This window comes from Nitratireductor sp. XY-223 (assembly GCF_004959855.1).
Taxonomy (GTDB): Bacteria; Pseudomonadota; Alphaproteobacteria; order Rhizobiales; family Rhizobiaceae; genus Hoeflea_A.
This window is the reverse complement of the sequence record NZ_SPNT01000002.1, coordinates 756,471-773,579: the sequence shown is the minus strand read 5'-3', so window position 1 is coordinate 773,579 and position 17,109 is coordinate 756,471. Positions and strand designations below refer to the sequence as shown.

The following is a 17,109-nucleotide window of genomic DNA, read 5'->3' as shown; positions in this document are numbered from 1 at the left end:
GCCCGTTGCAACCCACCGCAATTCGGCCCGGCCGATGGCCATCCCGGGCGGTGCAGCCCACACATTAAGAAATGTTAACTTGTCATGGCCGGGCCGCGGTCCGCATGCTTGTGTTTCCTGGATCAACACCACGCCCTGGGGGAAAGCCATGCCGGAAGCAAGCAGTATGCGACGGGCCTTGCGGGGCAGCCTTTCGAACTCCGCGACCGCTGCCGTCTTTCTGGCCGGGGGCCAGGCAGCGCTTTTGGCCGGGGGCCTTCATGCCGCGTCCGCGCATGACCTGCCGCTGGGCGATGACAAGATCACGGACGCGCCGAGGGCCGGCTACGTCTTTTCCTGCCAGCAACGCTTCAACAAGAACACGCCGGGCGCCCATTCATCGGGCGACTGGCTCGGCGCATCCACGTGGAACCCGGAGAAAAAGCCCCATGTCGAGGGATCCGTCACATGGCCGGCGCGGATATCGATTGAACTGGAGGGGGACAGGCGCGTGGTCCGCGCCAACAATCTGCCCACCCATCCGACCGGCGTCTTTCCGATCCGGCGCAGCGATCCGGCCTACCGCTACGACAGGAACAACGGGCGCATCACCGAGCAGGATATCCTGCTGGAACTGCCGGCCGTTCCCGCCGTCGCGGCCGCGCCGAGCTGTGTTCCCATGGGCATGATCGGCTTCTCGCTCACCAACGCGGCACAGTACAACGCGCTCGACGGACGCGGCGACGACGCACCGGCACATGAGATGCAGGACAGCTGCGGCGGCCATCCGCAGGAGAGGGGTCAGTATCACTATCACAACATGACGCCGTGTATCGACGACACGCGGTCCCAGCCCGGCGGCCATTCGGATCTCGTCGGCTATGCCATCGACGGGTTCGGCATGTTCGGAAAGTACGGGCAGGACGGCAAGACGCTGACCAATGCCGACCTGGACGCCTGTCACGGCCACGCGCACGTCATTGACTGGGACGGCCAGCAGCGCAGCCTCTACCACTACCACATGACCGACGAGTATCCCTATTCGATCGGCTGTTTCATGGGAACGCCCGTCAATGTGCCCGGGTCGGTAAGCGGCGCGCCGCAGCGGCCCCGGGAGGGTGCGGGACGGCGACCGCCCGAAAGAAGGGGCGGTCCGGGCGGGCGCGAACAGGTGCTGTCGAAAGCGGCTGCAGAGCTTGGCGTGTCAACCGAAACGCTGCGCAAAGCAGTAGGACCGCCGCCGCCGGACTTCCAGCAGGCATCGCGCCTGCTCGGTATCCCCGCGAACGAAATCAGGCGGGCCCTTGACGCGGCGCGCGGCAGGTAACCCGGTTATTTGGCGATGCCGCTGTGGGCTTCCTCGCCCCACAGGGACTCGATGCGCGCGTCGCGCCGGCATCCGAGCCGGTAAATGCGGTACCGCACCGGGTTCTTCAGATAATAGTCCTGGTGATACTGCTCGGCCGGGTAGAACATCTCGGCCGGGACGATCAGCGTCGCGATTGTCTTTCCGAGCGCCTTCATGGCCTCGGCGCTGGCCGTTTCCGCCTGCATCTTCTGCTGTTCGTCGAGGGTGAATATCGCCGTTGAATAGCTCTCGCCGCGGTCACAGAACTGGCCGTCCGGATCGGTCGGGTCGACGCTGCGGAAGAACACGTCGAGAAGCTGCTGATAGCTGACCTTTTTCGGATCGTAAGTGATCTTGACCGCCTCACGATGCCCGGTCGTCTCCGAGACGACGTCCCGGTAGGAGGGATTGTCCAGATGGCCGCCCGTATAGCCCGAGATCGTCTCGATGACCCCCGGAACATGGTCGAAGTCCGACTCAACGCACCAGAAGCAGCCGCCGGCGAAGATCGCCACTTCGACATCCTCCGGGCGTTCGCCCTGCGCCTGAACCGGTGTCATCGGCGCATAGCCCGCCACCGCCGCGACGGCGGCACCGGCGGCAAGAGCGGCAACGATCAGGACTTTACGCATGGTTTTTTCGCTCCGGTCTGTTCGAATTCCGTTTCCGGCCGCCATAGGCGCAGAAGCCGCGACGGCGCACAAGTCAATCCCGGTCACGAGCACGTGACATTGCAGCGCTGCGTCGCCGCGACCGCCGTGCGCAAAGGATTGTTAGCCGAAAAACATGCCCCCTGTCCAAGCGCCGCAATTGAATGCATAGTCACCGCACAACGCACGGCGGGGAACGGAAATACATGCAGCAACCCAGTCTCAAGCGGGAAATCGGCCCCTTCGGCCTCATCGCCCTGGCCGTCAGTGGGATCATCGGCTCAGGCTGGCTGTTTGCACCCATGCTGTCGGCGCAGCTCGCCGGACCGGCCGCAATCGTCGCCTGGATCATCGGCTCCTTTTCCATGCTGCTTCTCGCCCTGACATTTGCCGAGATTTCGGCCATGTTCCCGCTTCCGGGCGGCATCGCCAGCATCCCGCAGGTCACCCACGGTAACGTCGTCTCCATCGCCATGGGATGGACGGCCTGGCTCGGCTACCTGCTGACCGCGCCGGTGGAGGTGGAGGCGACGCTCCGCTACCTCGGCCGTTACGCGCCGTTCATGTTCGAGGGAACAAGCTACGAAAGCCTGTCCTTTTCCGGATCGGTGGCAACACTGGTGCTGATGGCAATTTTTGTCGTGCTCAACGCTTTCGGCGTCAAGCTCTTCACAGCCATCAACAACGCGGTCACCTGGGTTAAGGTGATCGTGCCCATGGTCATCGCCATCATGTTCATCGCATCCGCTTTCGAGCCGGCCAATTTCACCGCCGCCGGCGGCTTTGCCCCCGATGGCGCCCGCGGGGTTCTGTCGGCCGTGTCATCCGGCGGCGTCATCCTGTCCATGATCGGCTTCCGCCACGCGATCGACATGGCCGGCGAGGTGCGCAATCCCGGCCGCAACGTGCCGCTGTCCCTGATCGTCGCCATGCTGATCTGCCTGATCATCTATTTCGGATTGCAGGTCGCCTTCATCGGCGCGCTGCAGCCCTCAGACCTGTCAGACGGTTGGAAAGGACTGCATTTCAACCACCCGGGCGGACCGCTCGCCTCGATCGCAACCGCCCTCGGCCTGTTGTGGCTTGTCAGCCTGATGAACGCGACGGCGGTCATTTCGCCCTTCGGTTCTGCCCTTGTCGCAGTCGGCGCCAATGCGCGCCTGGTCATGGCGCTCACGGGGTCCGGCTTCATGCCGGCGGTGTTCGCCAAACTGTCCCGCTTCGGGGTTCCGTTCAATGCCCTGTTGCTCAATCTGGCGGTTGGCTGGGTGGCGGTCCTCTTCCTCGATTTCACCGAGCTTGTCGCCGCCCACAGCTCGCTGGTGGTGCTGTCTTTCATCGTCGGTCCGGTCGCCGTCGTGGCGCTGCGTTCGCTTGCCTCCGACTACCGGCGCCCGTTCAGGCTGCCGGCGGTCAAGGCCGTCGGCTACGCGACCTTCATACTAGCGACATTGATCGTCTACTGGAGCGGCTGGCAGACCATCAGGGTTCTCGGCATCGCCATGCTGGTCGGCGCGGTGCTGTTCGCCGTCCGCGCGCGAACCCTGGACCGGGATGAGCTCGACCTGCGCCAGGCGGCCTGGCTCCTGCCCTATTGTCTGGGCATCGGCATCATCTCATGGCTGGGCAGCTTCGGCGGTCTCGGCGTGATACCGGAAGGCTACGACATCCTTGTCTGTGCGGCCTTTTGCGCGGTGATGTACAGGATTGCCCTGCGCTCGGCGTTGACCCAGTACCAGTTCGACGAGCAGGCCGATACGATCCTTGCACGCATCGGCTACGACAAGGCCGTGCTGCGCGACCTGGAAGTGTGACTGCCCGCCGTCAGACGCGGCGCTCGACCATCATCTTCTTGATTTCCGCGATCGCCAGCGCCGGGTTGAGCCCCTTCGGACAGGTCTGCGCGCAGTTCATGATCGTGTGGCAGCGGTAGAGCCGAAACGGGTCTTCCAGTTCGTCGAGCCGCTCGCCGGTCGCCTCGTCGCGGCTGTCGATCAGCCAGCGGTAGGCCTGAAGCAGCACCGCCGGGCCCAGATAACGGTCGCCGTTCCACCAGTAGCTCGGGCACGAGGTCGAGCAGCAGGCGCACAGGATGCATTCGTAGAGCCCGTCCAGCTTGAGGCGATCCTCATGCGACTGCAGCCATTCGGTCTCCGGCGCCGGCGTGGTGGTCTTCAGCCACGGCTCGATGGACCGGTGCTGGGCGTAGAAATTGTTGAGGTCCGGCACCAGGTCCTTGACGACCGGCAGGTGCGGCAGCGGGTAGATCTTCACCGTCCCGTCGATCTCGTCCATGCCCTTCGTGCAGGCGAGCGTGTTCGTGCCGTCGATGTTCATGGCGCAGGAGCCGCAGATCCCCTCCCGGCAGGAACGGCGCAGGGTCAGTGTCGGATCGACCTTGTTCTTGATCCACAAGAGGCCGTCGAGGACCATCGGGCCGCAGTCGTCGAGATCGACATGGTAGGTGTCGATGGACGGGTTCTTGCCGTCGTCCGGCGACCAGCGGTAGATGCGGAATTCGCGCAGGTTGGTCGCACCCTCCGGCTTCGGCCAGGTCTTGCCGCCGGTAATCTGGGAGTTCTTTGGAAGTGTGAATTCAACCATCTTGCAAGAATCTCCTCAGTAGACGCGCTTCTTCGGCGCGATCCGGGCAAGCGCGATGCCGCCTTCTTCTTCGCTGGTCAGTGTCTCGGTATGCACCGGCCGGTATTCGAGCCGGACCTTGCCCTTTCCGTCGATCCAGCCGAGCGTATGGACACGCCATTTCTTGTCGTCCCGGTCCGGGAAGTCCTCATGCGCGTGGGCGCCGCGGCTTTCCTTGCGCGCCTCGGCGCCGTGGACGGTCAGCAGTGCGCAGTCAGCCAGATTGTCGAGCTCCAGGGTCTCGACCAGGTCCGAGTTCCAGATCATCGACCGGTCGGTTACGTGCACGTCGCCGAGCTGCTTGTAGATCTCGTCGAGGCGCCGGCAGCCCTGTTTCAGTGTTTCCTCGGTCCGGAAGACTGCGGCATCCTCCTGCATGGCATGTTGCATCCGGTCGCGCAGCTCGGCGGTGGGGATCGAACCGTTGGCGTGCCGGCGCCCGTCGAAGCGGTCCATGATCCTGTCGAGGCAGGCCTGCGGAACGGGCGGGATCTCCTCGTCCCTGTCGACCACTTCGCCGGCCTTGATCGCTGCCGCCCTGCCGAACACGACGAGGTCGATCAGCGAATTGGAGCCGAGCCGGTTGGCGCCGTGAACGGAAGCACAGCCGGCCTCGCCGACGGCCATCAGACCGGGCTGGATCCGGTCGGGATCGTCCTTTGTCGGGTTCAGCGCCTCGCCGTGATAATTGGTCGGTATGCCGCCCATGTTGTAGTGGACCGTCGGCAGCACCGGAATGGGATCGCGGGTCACGTCGACGCCGGCGAAGATCTTGGCCGATTCGGAAATGCCCGGCAGCCGCTCGGCGAGAACGGCGGGATCGAGATGATCCAGATGCAGGAAGATGTGATCCTTCTTCTTGCCGACGCCGCGTCCCTCGCGGATCTCCATCGTCATGCAGCGCGAGACGACATCGCGGGAAGCCAGGTCCTTGGCCGACGGTGCATAGCGCTCCATGAAGCGCTCGCCCTCGGAATTGACCAGATAGCCGCCCTCGCCACGCGCACCCTCGGTGATCAGCGTGCCGGCGCCGTAGATGCCGGTCGGGTGAAACTGCACGAACTCCATGTCCTGCAGAGGCAGCCCGGCGCGGATGACCATGCCGTTGCCGTCGCCCGTGCAGGTATGCGCCGACGTTGCGGAGAAATAGGCGCGGCCGTAGCCGCCGGTCGCCAGCACCACCATCTTGGCGCGGAATACGTGGATGACGCCGTCGTCGAGGTTCCAGGCGACGACACCCGTGCACACGCCATCGTCGCTCATCAAAAGGTCAATGGCGAAATACTCGATAAAGAACTGGGCGTGATGGCGCAGCGACTGGCCGTAGAGTGTGTGCAGGATCGCATGGCCGGTGCGGTCCGCGGCGGCGCAGGTGCGCTGAACGGGCGGGCCCTCGCCGAATTCCTGCATGTGGCCGCCGAACGGGCGCTGGTAGATCTTGCCTTCCTCGGTGCGCGAGAACGGCACGCCGTAGTGCTCAAGCTCGTAGACCGCGGCCGGTGCCTGGCGGGCCAGATATTCCATGGCGTCGTTGTCGCCGAGCCAGTCCGAGCCCTTGATGGTGTCGTACATGTGCCACTGCCAGTGGTCGGGCGTCATGTTCTGAAGGCTGGCCGCGATGCCGCCCTGTGCCGCCACCGTGTGCGAGCGCGTCGGAAAAACCTTGGTTATGCAGGCTGTGCGAAGGCCCTGCTCCGCCATGCCGAGCGTGGCGCGCAGGCCGGCACCGCCGGCGCCGACGACGACGACATCGAAGCTGTGTTCGGTGAACTGGTAGGCCGGTTGCGTGTTGTTCGCCATCGCGGGGTCAGCCTCCAAATCCGAGTTTCAGGACCGCGAACAGCGACAACGCGCCGACGACGATCGTAAAAAAGCTGTTGAGCATCAATAGGACGATCTTGGCGCCCTCGCCGTGCACGTAGTCCTCGATGATGACCTGCATGCCGAGGCGCATGTGGATGAGGCACGACAGGACCGCCAGCCCCATCAGCACCGCGATCAGCGGATTGCCCAGCGCGCCGGCGACGGTCTCGTAGGACTCGCCCTGATAGACGAGGATGAAGAAGATGAAGAAGACGATCAGCGGGATATTGGCGACCGAGGTCAGGCGCTGTCGCCAGAAATGATCGGTACCCTCTTTTGCCGAGCCCAGCCCGCGAACCCTGGAGAGCGGTGTGCGCAAATCCATGACAAGGCTTCCTTTATGCGATGATGAGGGCGATCGCCCACAGAATGATCGTCAGCGACACCGAAAGAACCAGCGTCGCCCAGGCCATCCTGGTCGTGACATGCTTGTCCAGCGCGCGCCCCGTGTCCCAGATCAGATGGCGGATGCCGCCCAGCATGTGATGCACCAGCGCCCAGGTATATCCGAACAGGATGAGGCGCCCGATGATCGATCCGAAGATGGCGTTGGTGAACTCGAAATAGGACGGTCCGGCGGCGGCCGCGATCAGCCACCAGGCGACCAGGATCGTGCCGAAATAGAGCGCCGCGCCGGTGATGCGGTGAACGATCGACATCACCATGGTCGGGATCGGACGATAGATGCTCAGATGCGGGGAAAGCGGTCTGTTCTGTGAGGCGTTGGCCATGGGGCCTCCGAATTGAAATCAGTATCTAGAGCAACCTTGCGGCCGAAAGGCCGCGCCAATTCTGGATGTTAATAGTGTCTTTGCGGCGGTGCGTCAAAGCGTGCCCGCGGCCGCCGCATGACCCAGACTCCGGCTAAGTTGTTTTAGAACGCTTCCAAATCGATTGAAAGCAGTCAATAGTCTAAAATCCGCCGTCCTGAGGGTGCCGCAAAATTATTTTGCGTTGCGGCAATGAACGCGCTTTTCAGCGCTCGAAATGAATGACGAAAGCGGCCCAGTCTCCGGTCGCGGCCAGGCTCTCATAGAGCTTTTTTCCCTCGTCGGGCTGGCGCGGCGCATTGAGGACAAGCTTGCTCCAGCCGCGCGATTCGCCGTCTTCGGAGAGCACGTCGATCATCGCCTTGGCGATGCCCTTGCGGCGCTGCTCGTGGTGCACGTAAAGGTGATCCACCTGGCCGAACCGCCTGCCGGTGACCGGGTCCGGCAGGTCGTAGAACACGATGAAACCGACGAGTTCGCCGTCGAGCCGCGCACCCAGAAGCTGCGCCACGCGATCCTGCAGCAGCGTTTCGGCATAGAATTCATCCGGTCTCCTGGGCGCCCCGCGCTTGAGCGACTGCGCGTAGGCGGCAATCAGCGGCGCCAGCTCACGCGCATCCTTCAGGCGCAGCAGATCGATCTCGATTTTCGGTTCGCCGGTCATGGTGCCTATTCTTCCTTCGCATGCAATGTCGGTCGCCGACTCTTGTAGCCGGGATCACCGCGCGCGTCACCCGCCCGTCCCGCTCCGGCCCTCGCGTTAACCTTAACAAAATGTTTATTTGCGGCTTTATGGTAAACGGAACACGAAATCTCTAGATTAAACAGCAGGATATCCGCGGCCGGTCGAATGAATCGACAGGGCGGGCGATCCTGATTCGTTAACGAAGCGAGCACAGTTATGCCAAACCGTGTAATTAAGTACCTGGCAATCGCCGCCGCAATGACTGCGCCGGTATTGGCCGCAGCACCCGCACTTTCCGACGACGGTCTGCCGACCCGCATCAAGGGCCTCGGCACCTACTCCGGCGCCATCTCGGCGCGTCAGTTCAAGGGCAACGGCATCTATTTCTACGTCGACAACGGCCGGCAGTATTATGCCCCGCCGGAGCCGAAGAAGAAGGCGCTGCCGCGTCCCGGCGCCAAGATCATCGATGTCGGTGAAGCGCAGTCCGCGATGGACTGCGACGAGAAGACGAAGATCTGCATCATCCGGCCGTGAGGCGCATTCGCCGGGCGGTCTAGCCCGACGATCGCGCGCTGAAGCTGATGCCCGACAGTTCGGCGGAATCTCCGACGGAACGCACGCAGTTCCTGCCCTCGCGCTTGGCCCTGTACAGGGCCTTGTCGGCGCGCATGTAAGCGGCCTCGACCGGTTCGTCGCCGCCAATCTGCGTGACGCCGAAACTGGCCGTAAAACGAATGTTCGCGTCGAGCTCGGGATAGCTCGTCGATGAAAACGCCACCCGTAGCCATTCGGCGAAGAGGCGCGCCGCACGGGCGTCGGAATTGTGCAGGTAAACGCAGAACTCCTCGCCGCCGACCCGGCCGCAAATATCCCCGTCCCGCGCTCCCGCCCGCACCAGCCTGCCGAAGGCGGCGATCACGCGGTCGCCGACATAGTGGCCGTGCTGGTCGTTGATCGATTTGAAACGGTCCAGATCGCAAATGATCAGCGAGGCCGGCGCAACGCTTTCCGAGAGCTTGCGCGCGCGGTTGACGGCGGCCTGGAACCCGTTTCGATTGAACAGGCCGGACAGGCCGTCGGTTTCCGATTGCCCCTTCATGTCTTTCAGGAGCCGCGTCGCCAGGCGCAGCATCAAGAGGTTCGCAAGGCCGATCATCACCAGCGTGTTGTTCACCTGCACGGCAACGGCACCGCCGCCCGGCGCAAAAGCCTCGATCAGCGGACGCGACGCGAAATTCAGCGTGGCGAGCACAAGAACGGTGGCGAAGACGCGGTCGCGCCTGCCGCGTTTGCTGCTCAGCAGAATGTAGATCCCGACCGCCTGCGCGCCCGCCAGAAGCAGCGCCGTTGTCGACGAGGCGAGGACGGTGCCGGCAAACGTCGTGCCGACGACGAAATTGACGACCATCGTTGCGACGAGGACGGCATCGATCAGCCGCCACGGCACCCGGCTGCCGAAATAGGCGGCAATGCCGACATTCAGGCAACTGATCGCCATGGCGCTGAGGGCGAAGGGAATGAAACCGGAGACAGGCTGTGCAAAGGCCAGCGGAGCGGCGACCGAGGCGACGCCGTGCAGCATCAGGGCAACAAAGGTGAGCATCCACCAGAAGGCAGCCTTGAGGCTCCGATCGTAGAGGTATTCCGCCGCAATTCCGCAAATGACCGCGGCGGCAAGCCCGATATTGACTGCATGAATGTAAGACACGCGTGCCCAGTCCCCCTTAGACTACGGAGTAACAGACAGGACCTAATTTGAAGTAAACAGCTGAATACGCACGCGATACGTGTAGGGGCGAAAACCGTTGAAAAACGGGCGAAACAAAGATTCGCCCGCTAATTGTTCGGTTGGTGGTTTACGAATGGTTACCAGTCGCGAATATCGACGAACCGACCCGCCACGGCGGCGGCGGCGGCCATCGCCGGCGACACCAGATGGGTCCTGCCCCGGTATCCCTGCCGGCCCTCGAAATTGCGGTTCGAGGTCGATGCACAGCGTTCGCCCGGCTTCAGCCGGTCATCGTTCATCGCCAGGCACATCGAACAGCCCGGCTCGCGCCACTCGAAACCGGCATCGATGAAGACCTTGTGGAGGCCCTCTTGTTCCGCCTGGGTTTTGACCAGGCCGGAACCCGGCACCACCATGGCATTGACGCGTTCGCTGACCCGGTGGCCGCGCAGGATGGCCGCGGCGGCGCGCAGGTCCTCGATGCGCCCGTTGGTGCACGATCCGATGAAGACGCGGTCGATCTCGATATCGGTTATCTTCGTTCCCGCATCGAGGCCCATATAGTCGAGCGCCCGCCACTTGGAGGCGCGCTTGGTCTCGTCCTCGATCTCGTCGGGGTTCGGCACATGGCCGGTGACCGAGACGACATCTTCCGGCGACGAGCCCCAGGACACGATGGGCGGCAGGTGCTGCGCATCGAGCACGACCGTACGGTCGAACTGCGCCCCCTCGTCCGTCTGCAGCGTGCGCCAGTGCTCCACCGCCTTTTCCCAGTGGTCGCCTTTCGGCGCCATCGGACGGTTTTTCAGGTAGTCGAAGGCCTTGTCGTCCGGCGCGATCAGGCCGGCGCGCGCACCGCCCTCGATGGTCATGTTGCAGACCGTCATGCGCCCTTCCATGGAAAGGTCGGTGATCGCCTGGCCGCCATATTCGATGACGTGGCCGGTGCCGCCCGCCGTGCCGATCTCGCCGATGATGGCGAGGATGATGTCCTTGGCGGTGACGCCTTCGGGTGCCGCATTGTCGACGCGCACCAGCATGTTCCTGGCCTTCTTCTGGATCAGCGTCTGCGTGGCGAGCACGTGCTCCACCTCGGAGGTTCCGATGCCGTGGGCAAGCGCCCCGAAGGCGCCGTGCGTGGAGGTGTGGCTGTCGCCGCACACAATGGTCGTGCCCGGCAACGTGAATCCCTGTTCCGGCCCGACGATATGCACGATGCCCTGGCGCACATCGGCTTCGTGGAAATACTCGACGCCGAATTCGGCGGCATTCCTGGCCAGCGCCTCGACCTGGATGCGGCTTTCCTCGTTCTTGATGCCTTCCTTGCGGTCCGGCGTCGTCGGCACGTTGTGGTCGACCACGGCAAGGGTGCGCTGCGGATGGCGCACGCTGCGGCCGGCGTCGCGCAGTCCCTCGAAGGCCTGCGGGCTGGTAACCTCGTGGACGAGGTGGCGGTCGATATAGAGCAGGCAGGTTCCGTCCTCCTGCTCGTTGACGACATGCTCGTCCCATATCTTGTCGTAAAGTGTTCTTGGCTCAGTCATGAATCTTGTCCGAATGAAACGGTTGTGTTGTGCGGCGGGCGAGGGCGGGCAGTCAGAGGCAGCCGTCGGAGTGCCGCAGGCGCGCAAAGAACCGTCCCGGCAGCCGCTTGTGATCGTGCACCGGCAGATAGGCCGTCGACGTCCGGTGGCGGACGCGGCCGAGATAATTCATGCCGGCGATGATCATGTTTTCCGTCATTGGAACCGTTCTTATCAAGCTTTTTGCCGTGCGGCAATCAGGCTGGCTCATCAACATTTCCGGCCTGCCGCAGACGCCGCTCCAGCGCCCGCAATGCCAGCGAAAGCCCCACCGTCAGAAGCAGGTACAGGTAGGCGACGATGGAATAGGTCTCGAAGAAGCGGAACGAGCCGGACGCGTAGACCTTGCCCATCTGCGTGAGATCGGCGACGCCGAGCACCGAGACGAGCGAGGAGTCCTTGACCATGGCGACGAAATCGTTGCCGAGCGGCGGCAATATGGTGCGCAGCGCCTGCGGCATGATGATCAGCCGGAAACGCTGCCAGCGGCTCAATCCAAGCGCCTGAGCCGCCTCGATCTGGCCCTCGTCGACCGCCAGGATCCCGGCGCGGAAGACCTCCGCTATGAAGGCCGAGTAGCCGATCGTCAGCGAAATGATCGCCCGCCACATCAACGAGATGTCGCGCACCTTCAGCTCCGATATCAGGCCTGCCTCCTGCAGCGGCGTCGTCAGGAAGTTCCAGGCATGGACAAAGCCCGGCGCGCCGACGAAGGCGATGTAGAAAAGCAGCACAAGGATCGGCACGCCGCGGATGATCTCGACATAGAATCGCGCCACCTGCCGAAGCACGATGGACTGGGACAGGCCCATGACGGCGATCAGCAGGCCGAGCGCCGAGGCCAGCGCAAAGCCCACCAGCGTCACGAAGATGGTGATCCACACGCCCTTCGAAACGATCCTGAGGACTTCGGAATAAAGGTCGTTCGTGACGATGACGACCGCGATGATGACGGCGATCGTCCCCGCGGCAACGAGCCAGTAGGGAAAATCCTTGTCGCTGGAGGTCCTGCCTGTCGCCATGGGTGCCGGTCAGTTAACGGGCGGGTCCGTTGCCCCGCCCGTTGGAGTGGTCGGAATTTGCGGGCTTACTTGCCAAGCTCGTATTCGAGGAACCACTTGGTGTTCAGGGCGTCGATCGTGCCGTCGGATTTCATATCGGCGATCGCCGCGTTGATCGGTCCGACAAGGTCCGAGCCCTTCGGGAAGATGAAGCCGAAATCCTCGGTGCCAAGCGGATCGCCCACCAGTTTCAGCGCGCCGTCGGAGGCCTTGACGTAACCCTTTCCGGCCGTCCCGTCCGTCAGCACCAGATCGACATCGCCGGCCCGCAGCGCCTGGACCTGTGCGCCGAAAGTCTCGAACAGCTTGATGCGCGGGTTCTGCTCGTTGCCGTCCAGCACGTCATAGACCGCGACGTAAAACGGCGTGGTTCCCGATTGCGCGCCGACGAGACCCTCCTCGAACGCGGCAAAACTCTTCGCGTCGCTGAACCGTTCCTCGTCGCCGCGCACCAGCATGAACATCTCGGAGCGCATGTAAGGCTCGGAAAAATCGACCTTCTCCTTGCGCTCTTCCTTGATCGTAATACCGGTCATGCCGACATCGTACTGGGCGTCGGAGACCGCCTGGATCATCGCGTCCCAGCTGGTGTTCTGGTATTCCACCTTCATGTTGAGCCGCTTGGCGATCTCGTCCATGGCGTCATATTCCCAGCCGATCTGGTTGCCGTTTTTCGGATCGATGAACTGCAATGGCGGATAGGCGTTTTCGGTGACGACAGTGACGGATTTGCCGCCGAGGTCGGGCAGATCGGCCGCGGTTGCGGCAAAGGGTGCGATCGAGACCGCGAGCGCCGCGGCAATAACCGATTTGACTAGTGACATGAAAAGCTCCCTGTGTTCGCCCGGCTTGGTTATGGCTGCGCCGGCGGAATGGGAGAATGTCACAGTTGAACCGGCCAAGACAAGACGCGCCGTTGCGGTTGCGGCCGTTTCGCGGCAACCGCTATGGTGGCCGCAGGGACAACAATTCGGGGGTTTTCATGCTGACTGCGTACAGGTTCGAAGACGGGCAGATCACCACATCCGCGGACATGGCGACAGCGGCGGCCGGCGGCGGGCCGTTCTGGATCGACCTTTGCGACCCCGATGCCGGGGAGCGTACCCTGGCCGAAACGGCCACGGGCCTCGAGATCCCGACGCGCGAGGAAATGATCGAGATCGAATCCTCGAGCCGCCTGTACCAGGAGGGCGACACGCTGTTCATGACGGCGACCCTGCCCTACGCCGGTTCGAAAGCCACGCCGGAGGCGACCGCCGTCACATTTGCCATCAATGCACGGCAGATGATCACCGTGCGTCATGGCGAGCCACTGTCCATCGAACTCTTCCGGCAGCGGCTTTTGAAGGACACCGCCATCGGCACATCGCCCGCGCATGCGCTCATGGCATTGCTCGATGTCATCGTCGACCGCCTGGCGGACCTCATCGAGCACGCTGCCGGCGAGGTGGACAGGATGTCGACGACCATCTTCCACGAGGGCATCAGCGCCCGCAAGAGCGGCGACTACAAGAACGCCATCAAGAAGGTGGGCAGCACCGGCATCATGATCGCCAAGGTCCACGAGAGCATCGCGACGCTGTCCCGGCTCGTCTATTTCCTGAGCCAGGGCGCGGCGGTCGCGGGGCTGAGCAAGGAGCAGCGCGCCCAGCTGAAGGGCCTCGGCCGGGACCTGCGGTCGATCCGCGAGCACGGCGCCGCGCTCGACAACAAACTGAATTTCCTGCTCGATGCGACGGTGGGCCTGGTCAATCTCGAGCAGAACCAGATCATCAAGATCTTTTCCGTCGTCGCGGTCGTCTTCATGCCGCCCACCCTGATCGCCTCTGTCTACGGCATGAACTTCGCCGACATGCCGGAGCTTGGCTGGACGCTGGGCTACGAGTTCTCCGTCGTGCTGATGCTCGCCTCGGCGCTCGCCACCTGGGGCTTCTTCCGCATCAAGAAGCTGCTTTAGTGGCGATCAGCCGTCGGCCCATTCCCGGTCGAGCCAGTGGTCGAAGTTCTTGCGCCACACCGGCGCGACCAGCGGGTGCCGCGCAACGCGCTCGGTAAGGGCGATGCAGCGCGGAAATTCATCCCGCTTCCGGTGCCACGAAAAGAGCATCGCGCAGTAGATGTCGACCGGCGACATCCGGTCGCCGCAGATAAATTGCGTCTCCGACAACAGGTCCTCGATGAGCTTGAAGGCATCGCCGATGCGGGCGCTCGCCGCCTTGCGCAGGGCCGAGACATCGGCCGACCCGGCGCCGAGATAGCGCTCCGGGTAGACCATGCGCAAAAAGCCCTCATAGACATTCACCGACAGGAACACGGCCCAGCGGTAGAAGGCGGCGCTGTCTTCGACGTAAAGGTTGGGACCTTCGCGCAGGCTGCCGTGCTTCTCGGCCAGGTAGAACAGGATCGCCGCTGTCTCGGTCACGACCGCGCCGTCCGGGCACTCAAGGACCGGTATCTGTCGCCACGGATTCATCGCCGCGGCCCCGTCGGGCAGGTGGGAGCCCGGAGCCGACTCGATCAGTTCGAGCCGGTAGGGGATTTCGGCGAGTTCCAGCACGGCCTCGATGGCAAAGCCGCCGGAACCCAGCCGGTTGTGCAGAACATAAGTCATCATTCGATCCCGTGCTTTGCCGCCGGCAACAATTGTGCTGGCAAGCCGGCTCCAACAAAAAACGCGCGCCGTCGGGGCGCGCGTTTATCAATCTATCCGATGACTTTCAGCGTCAAGCTATTCGGCTTTGTCCTCTGCCGGCGCTTCCGTTGCTTCGGCGGCCTCGGCAGCGGCCTTTGCCGCCGCTTCTTCCGCAGCCTTCTCGGCAGCCAGTGCCTCGGCAGCGGCGACCTTCTCGGCCTCGATGCGGGCCTTTTCGGCGGCCAGTGCCTGACGCTCTGCTTCGTTCAGCTTGCGGGCGCGTACATTGGTGTTCTCGGTGATACGGGCCGACTTGCCGCGGCGATCGCGCAGGTAATAGAGCTTGGCGCGGCGCACCTTGCCCCGGCGCACGACCTCGACAGCCTCGACCATCGGCGAATAGAGCGGGAAGACGCGCTCGACGCCTTCGCCGTAGGAGATCTTGCGGACGGTGAAATTCTCGTTGATGCCGCCGCCCGAGCGGGCGATGCAGACGCCTTCATAGGCCTGCACGCGGGTGCGGCTGCCTTCCGTGACGCGCACCATGACGCGCACCGTGTCGCCCGGCGAGAATTCGGGCAGCTTGCGCTTGGCTTCGATTTTCGCGGCCTGTTCGGCCTCAAGTTCACGGATGATATCCATGGTTCTCGAACCTTTCTTTGTTCTTAAACGGTCAGAGCGCTTGAGGGCCCTTCGGTCACTGCCTCGGAAGCCTGCCGTTTCGGCGCAGCGTATTCACCATTCTTTGCTTGGCGGTGTCGGATAAACCGGCTGGCGGGGCACATACACCAACAGCGCCCGATTGTCATCCCTGCGGCGGCTTTTTTTTGGCGGGCATTAGGTCCGGTCGCCGCTCCTTTGTCAGTTTTTCAGATTCGGCGCGCCGCCAGGCCTCGATTTTGGCGTGATTGCCCGATGTCAGCACATCCGGGATGGCTCGCTCCTCCCAGACCTGCGGCCTGGTGTAGTGGGGGTGCTCGAGGAGGCCGGATTCAAAACTCTCCAGGTTGCCCGATGCCTCGTTGCCCATGACGCCCGGAAGAAGCCGGACGACGGCATCGAGCAGTGTCAGCGCCGCCGGCTCGCCTCCGGATAGGACATAATCGCCGACCGAAACCTCCTCGAGGCCCCGTGCCTCGATCACCCGCTGGTCGACGCCCTCGAAGCGCCCGCACACGAGCACGACGCCGGGCCCGGCCGCCAGTTCGCGCACGCGGTCCTGCGTGAGCGCCGCGCCGCGCGGGCTCATCAACAGGCGCGGGCGTGCATCGTCCGGCGGACTTGCGTGGTCGATGGCATCGGCAAGGACGTCGGGACGCAGCACCATGCCGGCGCCGCCGCCGGCCGGCGTGTCGTCGACGCTACGGTGCCGGTCGCGGGCGAAATCGCGGATCTGGATCGCCTCGAGCGTCCAGTCGCCGCGCTCCATCGCCCGTCCGGCCAGGGATTCGCCGAGATGGCCGGGAAACATCTGCGGATAGAGCGTCAGGACGCTGGCCCGAAACGTCATCGCTTTTCCCTTTCCGCTTTCCCGGCACCCTTGCCGGCGGGGCGGCGACGGCGGCTGCCCGGCCCCTTCTTCTCGCCTGGATCGTCGAGGCCGGCAGCCGCCGGATCGACGGTCAGCAGGCCGGAATCGACATCGATGGCCGGCACCGCCGCTTCCGAAAACGGGATCATCACGGCCGGCCCCTCTTGCGGCTTGATTTCCAGAATGTCACCGGCGCCGAAATTATGCATCGCCGCCACGGTCCCATAGGCCGTTCCACCGGCATCGCGAACCGAAAGGCCGATCAGGTCGCTTTGGAAGAACTCTTCTTCTTCGAGCGATCCGTCCGGCAGGCGGCTGCGCGGGATATGTAGCGCCAGTCCTTTCAGCGCCTCGGCGGCTTCGCGGCTGTCGATGCCTTCGATCCGCATGATGACGACGTTCTTGGCCGGCCGCACCGAGAGCACGGTATAGGACCGGCCGTTCCGGTCGACCAGCGGCCCGTATTCGGTGACCGCCATCGGATCGTCCGTATAGGCTTTGGCCCGCAATTCGCCGCGCACGCCATGCGGCGCGCCGATCTCGGCCATCACTATGAGGTCGTCAGCCTGTGCCATAACCGCCTGCAAACAAAAACGGGCAGCATAATGCCGCCCGCTTAACATAACGCAGCA

At 63.6% G+C, this 17,109-nt stretch carries 19 protein-coding genes; 4 read left to right on the top strand and 15 right to left on the bottom strand.

Features of this window, described 5'->3' with window-relative positions:
- Positions 1-148 precede the first annotated feature (148 nt).
- Positions 149-1,306, top strand: coding sequence for a YHYH protein (locus E4M07_RS10260; RefSeq protein WP_206057213.1), 1,158 nt, complete (start codon positions 149-151; stop codon positions 1,304-1,306).
- Between the two features lie 5 nt (positions 1,307-1,311).
- On the opposite strand, the gene msrA is transcribed toward E4M07_RS10260, so the two are convergent.
- The gene (gene msrA / locus E4M07_RS10255; RefSeq protein WP_136658203.1) at positions 1,312-1,959 is read right to left on the bottom strand and encodes a peptide-methionine (S)-S-oxide reductase MsrA; all 648 of its coding nucleotides are present in this window, start codon (positions 1,957-1,959) and stop codon (positions 1,312-1,314) included.
- A 224-nt stretch (positions 1,960-2,183) separates the two neighbouring features.
- On the opposite strand from msrA, the gene E4M07_RS10250 reads away from it, so the two are divergent.
- Positions 2,184-3,791 (top strand): APC family permease, encoded by a 1,608-nt coding sequence (locus E4M07_RS10250; protein WP_136658202.1) that lies wholly within the window; start codon positions 2,184-2,186, stop codon positions 3,789-3,791.
- Positions 3,792-3,801: 10 nt separating this feature from the next.
- Here the strand turns inward: E4M07_RS10250 and E4M07_RS10245 are convergent, their stop codons facing one another.
- From E4M07_RS10245 to E4M07_RS10225, 5 genes are all read right to left on the bottom strand, one after another.
- Positions 3,802-4,581 carry a succinate dehydrogenase iron-sulfur subunit gene (locus E4M07_RS10245; RefSeq protein ID WP_136658201.1) on the bottom strand — a complete coding sequence of 260 codons (780 nt, stop codon included), beginning with the start codon at positions 4,579-4,581 and terminating at the stop codon, positions 3,802-3,804.
- Between the two features lie 15 nt (positions 4,582-4,596).
- Positions 4,597-6,420: a succinate dehydrogenase flavoprotein subunit gene (sdhA, locus tag E4M07_RS10240; protein ID WP_136658200.1), complete on the bottom strand. Its 1,824-nt coding sequence runs from the start codon at positions 6,418-6,420 to the stop codon at positions 4,597-4,599.
- Positions 6,421-6,427: 7 nt separating this feature from the next.
- Positions 6,428-6,808, bottom strand: a complete 381-nt coding sequence (gene sdhD, locus E4M07_RS10235) for a succinate dehydrogenase, hydrophobic membrane anchor protein (RefSeq protein WP_136658199.1) — start codon at positions 6,806-6,808, stop codon at positions 6,428-6,430.
- 13 nt (positions 6,809-6,821) lie between these two features.
- Entirely contained in the window at positions 6,822-7,214 is a 393-nt protein-coding gene (gene sdhC, locus E4M07_RS10230; RefSeq protein ID WP_136658198.1) for a succinate dehydrogenase, cytochrome b556 subunit, read from the bottom strand.
- A gap of 244 nt (positions 7,215-7,458) precedes the next feature.
- The gene (locus E4M07_RS10225; protein ID WP_136658197.1) at positions 7,459-7,917 is read right to left on the bottom strand and encodes a GNAT family N-acetyltransferase; all 459 of its coding nucleotides are present in this window, start codon (positions 7,915-7,917) and stop codon (positions 7,459-7,461) included.
- 237 nt (positions 7,918-8,154) lie between these two features.
- Here E4M07_RS10225 and E4M07_RS10220 point away from each other — a divergent pair, with 237 nt between their 5' ends.
- A complete protein-coding gene (locus E4M07_RS10220) occupies positions 8,155-8,475 on the top strand; it encodes a hypothetical protein (RefSeq protein WP_136658196.1) in 321 nt (106 codons plus the stop codon).
- A 19-nt stretch (positions 8,476-8,494) separates the two neighbouring features.
- Here the strand turns inward: E4M07_RS10220 and E4M07_RS10215 are convergent, their stop codons facing one another.
- The 5 genes from E4M07_RS10215 to E4M07_RS10200 form a co-directional block, all read right to left on the bottom strand.
- The gene (locus E4M07_RS10215) at positions 8,495-9,649 is read right to left on the bottom strand and encodes a GGDEF domain-containing protein (protein WP_136658195.1); all 1,155 of its coding nucleotides are present in this window, start codon (positions 9,647-9,649) and stop codon (positions 8,495-8,497) included.
- A gap of 158 nt (positions 9,650-9,807) precedes the next feature.
- Positions 9,808-11,214, bottom strand: a complete 1,407-nt coding sequence (gene leuC / locus E4M07_RS10210) for a 3-isopropylmalate dehydratase large subunit (protein ID WP_136658194.1) — start codon at positions 11,212-11,214, stop codon at positions 9,808-9,810.
- Between the two features lie 52 nt (positions 11,215-11,266).
- A complete protein-coding gene (locus tag E4M07_RS29065) occupies positions 11,267-11,413 on the bottom strand; it encodes a hypothetical protein (protein WP_169054157.1) in 147 nt (48 codons plus the stop codon).
- Between the two features lie 37 nt (positions 11,414-11,450).
- Positions 11,451-12,275, bottom strand: coding sequence for an amino acid ABC transporter permease (locus E4M07_RS10205; RefSeq protein WP_136658193.1), 825 nt, complete (start codon positions 12,273-12,275; stop codon positions 11,451-11,453).
- 65 nt (positions 12,276-12,340) lie between these two features.
- On the bottom strand, positions 12,341-13,138 hold the full coding sequence (locus tag E4M07_RS10200; RefSeq protein WP_136658192.1) for a transporter substrate-binding domain-containing protein: 798 nt from the start codon (positions 13,136-13,138) through the stop codon (positions 12,341-12,343).
- A gap of 158 nt (positions 13,139-13,296) precedes the next feature.
- On the opposite strand from E4M07_RS10200, the gene E4M07_RS10195 reads away from it, so the two are divergent.
- Complete coding sequence (locus E4M07_RS10195) at positions 13,297-14,271, top strand: magnesium transporter CorA family protein (RefSeq protein ID WP_206057212.1); 975 nt, start codon at positions 13,297-13,299, stop codon at positions 14,269-14,271.
- A gap of 6 nt (positions 14,272-14,277) precedes the next feature.
- Here the strand turns inward: E4M07_RS10195 and E4M07_RS10190 are convergent, their stop codons facing one another.
- From E4M07_RS10190 to rimM, 4 genes are all read right to left on the bottom strand, one after another.
- The gene (locus tag E4M07_RS10190; RefSeq protein WP_169054156.1) at positions 14,278-14,925 is read right to left on the bottom strand and encodes a glutathione S-transferase family protein; all 648 of its coding nucleotides are present in this window, start codon (positions 14,923-14,925) and stop codon (positions 14,278-14,280) included.
- Between the two features lie 117 nt (positions 14,926-15,042).
- The gene (gene rplS / locus E4M07_RS10185; RefSeq protein WP_136658190.1) at positions 15,043-15,588 is read right to left on the bottom strand and encodes a 50S ribosomal protein L19; all 546 of its coding nucleotides are present in this window, start codon (positions 15,586-15,588) and stop codon (positions 15,043-15,045) included.
- A 163-nt stretch (positions 15,589-15,751) separates the two neighbouring features.
- On the bottom strand, positions 15,752-16,456 hold the full coding sequence (gene trmD, locus E4M07_RS10180) for a tRNA (guanosine(37)-N1)-methyltransferase TrmD (protein WP_136658189.1): 705 nt from the start codon (positions 16,454-16,456) through the stop codon (positions 15,752-15,754).
- Positions 16,453-17,052, bottom strand: coding sequence for a ribosome maturation factor RimM (gene rimM, locus E4M07_RS10175; protein WP_136658188.1), 600 nt, complete (start codon positions 17,050-17,052; stop codon positions 16,453-16,455). The genes trmD and rimM overlap by 4 nt, the downstream gene beginning before the upstream one ends.
- Positions 17,053-17,109 lie beyond the last annotated feature (57 nt).